This is a genomic window from Acinetobacter sp. YH12058 (genome assembly GCF_013419805.1).
Taxonomy (GTDB): domain Bacteria; phylum Pseudomonadota; class Gammaproteobacteria; order Pseudomonadales; family Moraxellaceae; genus Acinetobacter; species Acinetobacter towneri.
This window is the reverse complement of sequence record NZ_VOZL01000033.1, coordinates 1-10,591: the sequence shown is the minus strand read 5'-3', so window position 1 is coordinate 10,591 and position 10,591 is coordinate 1. Positions and strand designations below refer to the sequence as shown.

The window sequence follows — 10,591 nt, the reverse complement described above, 5'->3', positions numbered from 1 at the left end:
CATAATTCCAGACAAAATTTACTTCGGATGCTAACTGATTTAGCACCTTGCAATGTTTGTCTTTTATGCGTAATTTGAGTGTCTTCATCCAATTATTTTAACAGTATTTTTCTTAATAGTGACTATAGTACAAGTATTTAAAACGACATTTCGTGTCGTTCATATGGTTTACTCCAGTCGCTTATATCCTCGTGCTGAACCACGAGGTTTTTCGCTCCAGTGGATAAACTTCTTTCACAAATCCGATTAAAACCATACTTCAATCCCCCATCATCCTCTTACGGAAGATATTCCTCATCCCTGAGCCATATATGGCGCAAGAGAAGGGATTTTCGATACTAATTTAATTTTGACCTATACGGATAAACTGAAAAGACAGACACAACGTCAGCTTTTTAAAAACTCACAACTTACCCAAATGCGCCAAACAACGATGAATCGCACCACAACCCGGCTGAAAGTGCTGCACACCTTTGGCTTCTTCCATACGGCACACCTCACTCACCAAACGATCTGCCACACCTCGACCACGGTTTGCAGGATGCACCACAATATATTCAAGCGTACGATGATCATCTTGCCCTGTGCACCAAATCGCACCAATCACTTTAGTATTAAATTCTGCCGTGTAAAGTAGGGTATACTGAGCCAAGTTCTGCTCAAGTTGGCTTACCGCATCTTGCCCATCGCCAAATTCAGGGCTGGTATCATACAGTCGCTCAAGCTGGCTGCGCACTTCGGTATTTTCCAGTGAAGTATAGGCATGTACGGTAATAGGCATTGATTAACCCTCCTGAGCAATCTAATATGCTGAGACTTCGTCACAGCGAAAACATTTTACATCAATCATTTTTGACGTTTTTTGAGGAACGTGTCTATGACCCAACGTATCAGTGAAGTGGTGAGAAATACCAACGAAACTAAAATTCGAGTTCGTGTGAATCTGGACGGTACGGGTCAAGGCACACTCAACACTGGAGTTCCATTTTTAGACCATATGATTGATCAAATCAAGCGACACGGTTTGTTTGATATTGATATTCATTGTGATGGCGACTTGGAAATTGATGATCACCACACTGTAGAAGACTGTGGTATCACGCTTGGACAAGCTTTTGCTCAAGCTTTGGGCGATAAAAAAGGTTTACGACGCTACGGTCACTTTTACGCACCACTTGATGAATCTTTAAGCCGTGTGATTGTCGATTTATCGGGTCGTCCGGGTTTATTTATGGATATTCCATTTACCCGCGCACGTATTGGTACTTTTGATGTGGATTTATTCTCAGAATTCTTCCAAGGCTTTGTCAACCATGCATTAATGACACTGCACATCGACAACCTCAAAGGTAAAAACAGCCACCACCAAATTGAAAGCGTATTTAAAGCATTTGCACGTGCTTTACGTATGGCATGTGAAGTCGATCCACGTGCTGAAAATACAGTGGCATCAACCAAAGGAACACTCTAATGACCCGAATTGCCCTTCTTGACTATGGCATGGGAAATTTACACTCTGCAGCGAAAGCTTTAGAGCATGTGGGTGCAACGGTAGATGTGACCAATGACCCAAAACTGATTGCACAAGCCGATAAAATTGTGTTTCCAGGTGTGGGTGCTATGCGTGATTGTATGCAAGGCATGCATGAAGCTGGCATTGATGACGTGGTACGCAACGCGGTCTTTAATAAACCTGTACTTGCAATTTGTGTAGGCATGCAGGCGCTGATGCAACATTCCGAAGAAAATGGCGGAGCAGATGCACTGGGCATTTTTGCAGGTACAGTCAAACGCTTTCCTGAAGTAGCAGGTTTAAAAGTGCCACACATGGGTTGGAATCAGGTACATCAACGTGACCCGAGCCACCCTATGTGGAACAACATTGAACAAGATGCGCGTTTTTACTTCGTGCATAGTTTTTATGTTGAACCGCAAGATGAAAAAATCGTGGCCGCGACCTGTGATTATGGTTTAACTTTCTGTACAGCCCTGCATCAAGACAACTTGTTTGCAACGCAGTTCCACCCAGAAAAAAGTCACACTGTTGGTTTGCAGTTACTAAAAAACTTTGTGGAATGGAATATCTAATATTCAGGATGCTTCAATCAATAAAGCCGAGTTAATCTCGGCTTTATTTTTGCGTGAATGTTTTTCACTTTTATTGCACATTGATTTGTGTTTAAAATTAAAGCGTTTTTTATACCTTTTATTCAAAATAAACTGAGGGTCTGTCGATAATTGGTCTATGTTTGCGATGTGAGAGAGATATCTCACAAGATTTTTGAGCAAATATACGGTATGCGACAGAAAATTCAAAAAATCTAGGAATTACAACAATGAGTCAATATGTAGAAGATTCTGCACTCAGTGCAGCGGGGCGTTTTGGTCGATTATCATTTTTAGCGTGGAACTGTTTGCTCAGCTTGGGGCTTGCAGTACTGATTGCAATTATTGCCGTTGTTGCACCCAATTTATTGCTAGAGCTCGGCTCTGGCTCTATGGGCATCGGCATGATCTTGCTCGTGATCATTTATATCGTTGCGTTCTATTTTAGCTTTATTTTCACCATCCGCCGCTTGCATGACCGCAATCATACTGGCTGGTTATCTTTGCTGATTTTGGTGCCTTTGGTGAATATTATTATGGGTTTATATTTGGTATTTGCACCTGGCGATGATCGTCAAAATAGCTATGGTGCGGTACGTGAAACTGCAGGTTGGGAAAAAGTACTGGCTTGGATTTTTATTGTGCTGATGATTTTGGCGATTATTGGCAGCTTCTTGTCAGGTATATTCAGCAACGTCTAAGCAAAAATATTCCACTTGGTTGATATTTCGAAATAGCCCATCTATTGGGCTATTTTTTCAGGATATTCGCTGCAATCTTTGTCCTGCACAGCATTTTCAATCTTTTAAACTTTGCCAAATTCCGCAAAACGCTTTAGGCTAAAACCGCTTCTTTACCGCTTTGAATGTTATGGATCTCACTCGTCTGCGTACCCTGCCTAGCCCTGATGAAATTCGGCAATTGCCACTGTTTGAAAATATTGCGCGTCAAAATATTGTACTGATTCAAAATCTAGAGCAATGTCTAGCAATTGAAGCTGAACTGAAAACCGCAGCTGTCTTGGGTTTCGATTCTGAATCTAAACCCACGTTTAATGTAGGCGAAGTTTCTACAGGCCCGCATTTAATTCAGCTCGCAACCTTAGAAAAAGCCTATCTATTTCAGCTCAATGATGACATTTGGCAATTTTTGCAGCCAGTTTTTGCCAATCGCGATCAAATTAAAGTAGGTTTTGGGCTGAAAAATGATGCCCATTTATTTCGTAAAAAAGGTATACAACTGAATAGCGTGATTGAACTATCCAAATGTTTTGGCAGTTTTGGTTTTAAAAGTCCGCTTGGGCTTAAAAATGCCATGGCATTATTATTTCACGTTCATTTCCCTAAAAGCCGAAGTATCAGCACCTCAAACTGGGCATGCAAACAGCTCAGTGAAGCACAAATTGCCTATGCTGCCGCCGATGCCTACGCACCTGTGTTGATATTTGAAGAATTGGGGCGTTTGGGTCTATTGCCCGAGCATATCCCAAACAGTTCACTCAAATTGCGGATTCGTCCCTCTAAAACAAAACCTACAACAGATGCTTAGATATTTAACAATACTTTGTTAAGATGCACAGATTGAATTCAATAAGTTTTTGGCAAGGAGCGAAAGCATGCTGATCATCCCTGCAATTGACCTGAAAGATGGCAAGTGTGTTCGTTTAAAACAAGGTCGTATGGAAGATGATACTGTATTTTCTGACGATCCAGTGGCAACAGCACAACACTGGGTAAATGAAGGCGCGCGTCGCTTGCATTTAGTCGATTTAAACGGCGCTTTCGCAGGTACGCCAATTCATAAACCTGTGGTTGAAGCGATTGCAAAATCACAACCGGATCTTCCAATTCAAATTGGTGGCGGTATTCGTTCACTCGAAACCATCGAACACTATTTAGATGCAGGCGTATCGTTCGTGATTATTGGTACCAAAGCCGTACAAGAGCCTACTTTTGTAGAAGAAGCCTGCAAGAAATTTGCAGGACACATCATTGTCGGCATTGACGCCATGAATGGCATGGTGGCTACTGATGGTTGGGCCAACGTCACAGACGTGAAGGCAACAGATTTAGCTAAGCGTTTTGCCGATGCAGGTGTATCTAGCATTGTTTATACCGATATTGCCCGTGATGGCATGATGCAAGGTGTGAACGTAGAACAAACCGTAAACTTGGCGCAATATTCAGGCTTACCCGTGATTGCTTCTGGCGGTGTGACCAATTTAGATGACGTACGCAACCTAAAAGGTCAGCCTGGCATTTTAGGTGCGATTACAGGTCGTGCAATTTACGAAGGCACGTTAAGCCTGCGTGAGGCACAGTTGCTTTTAGATGAGCAATCTTTGTAATTCTGCCGCGTATTTTTAAAGAGGTCTGCGGACCTCTTTTTTATTTTGATTTTATTTTGCTCATCTTAAGTTTTTCATCTCCTACAAATTATATGTCTCAGCTTTCACCAATGCTTCGCAGTAAAGCCCCGCAACTGGCGCTCATTTTGATTACTTTAATTTGGGGTGCAACCTTCATTACCGTGCAATACGGTTTGAACTTCAGCAGTCCAGTACTGTTTGTAGGCTTACGTTTTGCCGCAGCCACGTTGGCCGTGGGGCTGATTTCATGGCGAAGCTTACGTGGTTTTAGCATCGATGAACTCTATGCAGGCTTTGCCATAGGCGCAGTCATTGCGCTAGGTTATGTCACTCAAACCATTGGCTTACAAAGTATCAGCAGTAGCGAATCGGCCTTTTTAACGGCGCTGTATGTCCCGCTTGTACCGCTATTGCTGTGGTTATGCTTTGATCAACGTCCGCATGTCATGACTTGGTTGGGTGCTATTTTGGCATTTGTAGGCTTGGTCTTTTTAACAGGCAATGGCTTAGGCGCAATTCAGTTAAGTTTTGGACAAGCCATTACTTTAATCGGTTCAATTGCGATTGCCTTTGAAATTATTTTAATTAGCTATTTTGCCAATCGGGTCAATTTAAAGCGCGTTACCCTCATCCAACTGGGTTGTGCATCGTTATTGTGTTTTGCGATTGCACCATGGGTTGGAGAAACTCAATTGCCCGAATTTCAGTGGTCACTCCTTGCTGTTTTGCTCGGCTTAGGCATTGCCAGTGCCGTGATTCAATTGGTGATGAACTGGGCGCAACGACAAGTAGACCCTGCGCAAGCTGCTATTATTTATGCAGGTGAGCCTGTTTGGGCCGCATTGATTGGACGTTTGGCAGGCGAGCGCTTGGCAGTTCTGGCGTTGTTCGGTGGACTACTGGTGGTTTTAGGCGTGCTGGTCAGCGAATGGCGACCAAAATTTTTAAAACGAAACACATCATCCCAAAAAGTTGAATGAACAGCATCTAGGCAAGATCGCTCAAAACATCTTAAAAAGACGAACGAACGTGAATTTAATGATACATCGGTAAATTATCATTCACGCGAATTAAACCGCGTATAGCACGGTAAACAATCCATAACCACGAAATAGCAACCACTGCGATACAGAAAAGTGTCGCAGCCAAAGTCATACTGGCAAAGCTTTGCGCATCTGGACTAAAGAACACCAAAAAGAACGGCACAAAGGCCACAATATTCCAAAACAGATACCACCAGAAGCTGCGAATTTGCCAAGTAAAATGACTGGCAAAAATTGAACCTTGTACATCACTACGTTTTAAATAGTTGATGATTAAGGCAATCACGGCCAATATCCCCGCAGAAAAAATCGCCACGATATACAGCACATATAAAATCATGGTCAATGAACGATGTGGGTCTTGATCTACTGAATATGAATGCTCTGCTTCTGACATAATGCACCTGACAAGCCTGTTACTGGAACAATATTCCCAATTAGATACTGAGCTGATTCAACGGAGAAATTAACCATAAAATCAGCAAGATATTTAAGCCTATCGTACAAAAATAAATCTTACCAAAGGGTTGTTTTTGTGTTTTATGGCGTAATTTTTGTTGTGCTAACCATGCTGCAGGCCAGCCCCCTAAAAAAGCCACGATATGCAAATTATTTTCAGGAATACGACGCCCGCCCTGCTGTGCAGCTTCTTTATCTTGTGCATACAGCCAATAACTCAGCGCATTCATTAAACTGATGAATAATAACAACATGCCACTGAGCAATCCCAACAGCGTCAGCAAAGCCAAAGCAACAATATAAGCCACACATAATATTTGCATCGGCTGCATTTTTTGCGTGATGTTGGATGTTTTCGCACTCACAGCAGATGCCTTTGCTGCTTTGGTCTGCGAAGCTTTTAAATACACCGCTTGCTGTGCTCGGTAACGTCCGCGCTCATCCACAGTTACGGTATATTCCAAGGCACAGCCCACAATTGGACGTGGCCCTTGTCGGGCGAAGTCCTTAATGTGTAAAAACACGCGATCTTTTTGGTGGTCATTCGGCTGAATAAACCCATAACCCTGCTCATCAAACCATTCGACTAAACGCCCTTGATCACGCATGTTCTATATCCCTCAAGCTGTCACAAACTTTAAGCGTTCAATCAGCATATTCCGCATTTCATCTGGATTTTTCTGCAGAATATCTGCGCCTGTCCGCCCTTCTGCCGCATTTTTAGCAGCCACCTGCAAACGCATTAACCAAAAACGTCCTGCCGCCATTGCCAAATACAGTTCTAAACAAGCCTTTTCGTCTTGGGTTAAAGGACGCACCGTTTCGTAGGCATTTAAAAATGCAATCGCCTTGCTTTCATTTAAGCTCAGCTCAGGAAAATCGGTACAAAAATCATTCAGCGTAATCGCAATATCAAACAGCAATTCATCTTGATTTAATTCATAAAAATCTAAAATGCCTTGCAACTGATCATCTGCAAACAAGGTATTGTCACGGAATAAATCCGAGTGAATAAAACCTTTGGGACGCTGCGGATAGACTGCGGTTAAAGCTTCATACAAGCCCAAAAGTTTGGACAGTAAGGCTTGATCGGCCACATGCATGCTTGGTTTTAATTGGCGTGCGACCCCTGCCCAATAAGCATGATCACGTACATGATCGCGCTGCAAAGGAAAATTTTGTAAGGCCACATGCATTTTGGCTTGTGCAATCGCAATCGCTTCCACTTGCGCCACTGTTGCCAGTGTCGGATGCTGCCCAATTAAACGCGGTGCAATTTGTGCAGGTTTTTCTTTTAATTGGTGAATGGCTTGTCCCGAATAGGATAAAGGCACTGCCACAGGCAAACCCGCTTGCCCCAAATGCTGCAATACAGGAATTAATTCACCTGCCGCTTGCTGATCTAATTCTTCAAAAATGGTCAGCACGTACTCGTTTTGATTGTCGCAGCGCAAAAAATAATTGGTATTTTGAATCCCCCCTTGAATGGGAATCAGCTCGACCACCTCCAATCCATAAGGCGCTGCAAAGACCTGAACTTCCTTTAAAGTCAAAGGAGTATAAACCGACATAGAAAACCTGCGAAAAACCTGAGCTAAGTTTGATAGAATACCCGCTCCATCTGCCAAGGTGTAGCGCTTGTGTGGGTGAGTTTCATAATCGGCTGTAATAATTGGAAAAATTTATGCTAGCGAAACGTATTATTCCTTGCCTAGACGTAGATAATGGTCGCGTGGTTAAGGGCGTGCAATTCCTTGATATTCGTGATGCGGGCGACCCTGTAGAAGTGGCGCGTCGTTATAATGAACAAGGTGCCGATGAAATCACCTTTTTAGACATTACCGCTACCCATCATGGTCGTGATACGACTTATCGTACCGTAGAACGTATGGCAGAAACCGTGTTCGTGCCCCTCACCGTTGGTGGTGGCGTGCGTAAGGTTGAGGACATCCGCCTGTTACTTAACGCAGGTGCAGATAAAGTCAGCATTAACTCTGCAGCCGTGTTTAACCCTGAATTTGTGCAAGAAGCCTCACAGCGTTTTGGCGCGCAATGTATTGTGGTTGCCATTGATGCGAAAAAAACGGGTGATAACAAATGGGAAATTTTCACCCACGGTGGTCGTAAACCAACCGGTATTGATGCCATTGAATGGGCAGTGAAAATGGCAGACTATGGCGCAGGTGAGCTATTGGTCACCTCAATGGATGCCGATGGCACCAAAGCAGGCTATGACTTGGCGCTCATGCGTGCCATCAATGACCGTGTAATGGTACCTACCATTGCTTCTGGCGGTGTAGGTAATTTACAACACTTGGCCGATGGGATTCTAAAAGGCGGTGCCGATGCGGTACTGGCAGCCTCAATTTTCCACTTTGGTCAGCATACCATTCCTGAAGCCAAACAATATTTGGCAGCACAAGGCATTGAAATGCGTTTGTAAAATCATAGTGCAAACGAACTGTGAAAAGTGCAATCTGAGGATTGCACTTTTTTTAGCTTAAAATGGCTTTGTTGCACAAAGATTTGAAATGCAAAGCGCCCCTAATTGAGCCAAATTTAAGGCGTAACTTGGGTAACTGGTCGACCTAATTCCGTAAATCTGTTGAGGACTGCTACACGTGCATGAATCTCATTCACCTGACTAGGAAAGCTTCTTGCCATTAATTTATCGCCTAATAATTTGATGCAATGCATCTTGGTTTCCACCAAACTGCGGCGATGATAGCCTGACCATTTTTTCCATAGTGTCCTGCCTAAACGTTTAACTGTTCGAAGTAATTCATTTCGCGCTAGCGAGCTACTCTTTGTATCTTTCCATGGTTTCGCATTTTTTCTAGGTGGAATCACCGCATGTGCTTGCCGATCTGCAATGACCTGACGGCATTGCTTGGTGTCATAAGCTCCATCGGTATAAACAGAGTCAATCTGCTCATCTTGAGGAATCTGATCGAGTAAATCACCAAGTACTTGTGAATCACTCACATTATTTGTAGTGAGTTGAATAGCGCGTATTTGAAGGGTTTTGGCATCTATACCAATATGAAGTTTACGCCATTGGCGACGATATTCAGGTCCATGTTTCTTGCGTTTCCATTCGCCCTCACCTAGAAACTTCATGCCTGTAGAGTCTATGAGTAGATGCAGCCCATCGCTACTTTTTTGGTAGCTGATTGCAATATCAATATGCTTTTGTCTTCTACAAAGCGTACTGTAATCTGGTGCGGTCCAATTTAATCCACAAAGTTTAATCAGACTTTGCACAAAGCCAGTGACCATACGTAAAGATAGACGGAATAAGGATTTAATCATTAAGCAGCATTGGATAGCTGCGTCGGAGTAGGTTTGATTTCGCCCTTGTTTGCCTTTTGATGGAGCATACCATTGCGTAGCAGGATCAAACCAAATGGCAATATTTCCGCGACTCATGAGTGCTCGGTTATATGCGGGCCAATTGGTTGTACGGTAGATTTTGTGTGTAGGCTTCTTCATTTGAAAATTATATCGCTGAAAAAGCCTTTACAGATAGGTTTGTGCAACAAAGCCGCTTAAAATTGAAGTAAAGGTAAAATTTAGGCAGAAAAAAAGGAGTCCGAAGACTCCTATCAACTCAAAAAACCACAGCGCTGAGGTTCTTTTATCTTTTTAAATAGACTTATAAAAAAATAATCAACAAAATCAATTTATCATCACACAATATTCAACCGAAACATCCGTGGATATTTCACTGCACACAATATACGCAGAGCTTTAGCTGAAATATTGACCAAAAACACCAAAAACATTGACCATTTGCGACAAGACTTGCCCAAGCTGTCAGTACAAACCTTCATTTGCTGCAATACAGTTAAGATAACTGCTCTGCCACAGCTAATTTTTTCTCGACCCATTTGGCAGGAAAATATGCAGCAGACAGATGGTTTAAACCCTGTGCAATCACCCGAGGTAAGGCAATGCCTAACGGATTTTGCTCCTGTAAGGCAGGTGCTGAAATGACTCGCGTTCCTAAAATATAATCAAACCACGGTTTGGTCACGCACCAGTTCGCATCCTGATTACTGTTCATGTGATGGTCATAATGCCACGGAATTTTCTTAACTGCCCACTCTGGCTCTAAATGCGCACGACGGTGAATATAATAATAATTCGCAGCACTATATAGCGCAGCCAAACTCATACCCTTAGAAATTGGATAGAACACGCCACTGGCCACCGTTGCCACCACAGCCAAAGACACAATTTCATTTTTGGTACGCCAGTTGCGAATCCCTTCGACATAGCCATGATCGTGAAAACTGGTTTTACGCACTTCACGATGATGTTCCCAATGTGATTTCATACTTTCAGGCACAGGACTATAACGGCGCTGCCCTGCTCGATGCGTTCCGTGCAAAATATATTTATGTGCCACCCATTCAAAACCATTGGCAACCACCAAACCTGCTAGAAATCCTTTCCACATCGCTATTTCTGTTCCTTAAAATGTAGTCAAACATACTCAAGGACTAATTCGCACTCTGTTAATGTCTTGTTGCCAAGCGTGTAACTAGAGCCTGAGTCGGTCAGTTCCGACTTGTAGCGGTCAGTCCGTTCTTGCAATATACGCTTTACAGTT

13 protein-coding genes are annotated in these 10,591 nt (G+C 43.0%); 7 read left to right on the top strand and 6 right to left on the bottom strand.

The features are described from left to right. Nucleotides 1-403: 403 nt before the first annotated feature. Nucleotides 404-781, bottom strand: a complete 378-nt coding sequence (locus FTU09_RS12975; protein WP_096902643.1) for a GNAT family N-acetyltransferase — start codon at nucleotides 779-781, stop codon at nucleotides 404-406. Between the two features lie 96 nt (nucleotides 782-877). Between FTU09_RS12975 and hisB the strand changes: the two genes are divergently transcribed. The 6 genes from hisB (at nucleotide 878) to FTU09_RS12945 (ending at nucleotide 5,454) form a co-directional block, all read left to right on the top strand. Further along, nucleotides 878-1,471, top strand: a complete 594-nt coding sequence (hisB, locus tag FTU09_RS12970) for an imidazoleglycerol-phosphate dehydratase HisB (protein ID WP_096902642.1) — start codon at nucleotides 878-880, stop codon at nucleotides 1,469-1,471. Continuing rightward, nucleotides 1,471-2,088 carry an imidazole glycerol phosphate synthase subunit HisH gene (gene hisH / locus FTU09_RS12965; protein WP_004974401.1) on the top strand — a complete coding sequence of 206 codons (618 nt, stop codon included), beginning with the start codon at nucleotides 1,471-1,473 and terminating at the stop codon, nucleotides 2,086-2,088. The genes hisB and hisH overlap by 1 nt, the downstream gene beginning before the upstream one ends. Before the next feature lie 248 nt (nucleotides 2,089-2,336). After that, nucleotides 2,337-2,807 (top strand): DUF805 domain-containing protein, encoded by a 471-nt coding sequence (locus FTU09_RS12960; RefSeq protein WP_004974398.1) that lies wholly within the window; start codon nucleotides 2,337-2,339, stop codon nucleotides 2,805-2,807. Nucleotides 2,808-2,976: 169 nt separating this feature from the next. Then, nucleotides 2,977-3,654 (top strand): hypothetical protein, encoded by a 678-nt coding sequence (locus FTU09_RS12955; RefSeq protein ID WP_004974396.1) that lies wholly within the window; start codon nucleotides 2,977-2,979, stop codon nucleotides 3,652-3,654. A 67-nt stretch (nucleotides 3,655-3,721) separates the two neighbouring features. After that, nucleotides 3,722-4,453 carry a 1-(5-phosphoribosyl)-5-[(5-phosphoribosylamino)methylideneamino]imidazole-4-carboxamide isomerase gene (hisA, locus tag FTU09_RS12950; protein ID WP_004974395.1) on the top strand — a complete coding sequence of 244 codons (732 nt, stop codon included), beginning with the start codon at nucleotides 3,722-3,724 and terminating at the stop codon, nucleotides 4,451-4,453. Between the two features lie 92 nt (nucleotides 4,454-4,545). Beyond that, nucleotides 4,546-5,454, top strand: a complete 909-nt coding sequence (locus FTU09_RS12945) for a DMT family transporter (RefSeq protein ID WP_104852667.1) — start codon at nucleotides 4,546-4,548, stop codon at nucleotides 5,452-5,454. A gap of 55 nt (nucleotides 5,455-5,509) precedes the next feature. On the opposite strand, the gene FTU09_RS12940 is transcribed toward FTU09_RS12945, so the two are convergent. Genes FTU09_RS12940 through FTU09_RS12930 form a run of 3 tightly spaced genes read right to left on the bottom strand, consistent with a single transcriptional unit; the run spans nucleotide 5,510 to nucleotide 7,547 of the window. After that, entirely contained in the window at nucleotides 5,510-5,914 is a 405-nt protein-coding gene (locus FTU09_RS12940; RefSeq protein ID WP_167846391.1) for a hypothetical protein, read from the bottom strand. A gap of 40 nt (nucleotides 5,915-5,954) precedes the next feature. Next, complete coding sequence (locus FTU09_RS12935; protein ID WP_179994019.1) at nucleotides 5,955-6,584, bottom strand: DUF1294 domain-containing protein; 630 nt, start codon at nucleotides 6,582-6,584, stop codon at nucleotides 5,955-5,957. Between the two features lie 12 nt (nucleotides 6,585-6,596). Continuing rightward, on the bottom strand, nucleotides 6,597-7,547 hold the full coding sequence (locus FTU09_RS12930) for a homoserine kinase (RefSeq protein ID WP_154320233.1): 951 nt from the start codon (nucleotides 7,545-7,547) through the stop codon (nucleotides 6,597-6,599). Between the two features lie 113 nt (nucleotides 7,548-7,660). Between FTU09_RS12930 and hisF the strand changes: the two genes are divergently transcribed. Next, nucleotides 7,661-8,419, top strand: a complete 759-nt coding sequence (hisF, locus tag FTU09_RS12925; RefSeq protein ID WP_154320232.1) for an imidazole glycerol phosphate synthase subunit HisF — start codon at nucleotides 7,661-7,663, stop codon at nucleotides 8,417-8,419. 116 nt (nucleotides 8,420-8,535) lie between these two features. Here the strand turns inward: hisF and FTU09_RS12920 are convergent, their stop codons facing one another. Both FTU09_RS12920 and FTU09_RS12915 read right to left on the bottom strand, forming a co-directional pair. After that, on the bottom strand, nucleotides 8,536-9,468 hold the full coding sequence (locus FTU09_RS12920; protein WP_082188693.1) for an IS5-like element IS17 family transposase: 933 nt from the start codon (nucleotides 9,466-9,468) through the stop codon (nucleotides 8,536-8,538). A 355-nt stretch (nucleotides 9,469-9,823) separates the two neighbouring features. After that, a complete protein-coding gene (locus tag FTU09_RS12915; protein ID WP_154320231.1) occupies nucleotides 9,824-10,438 on the bottom strand; it encodes a hypothetical protein in 615 nt (204 codons plus the stop codon). Nucleotides 10,439-10,591 lie beyond the last annotated feature (153 nt).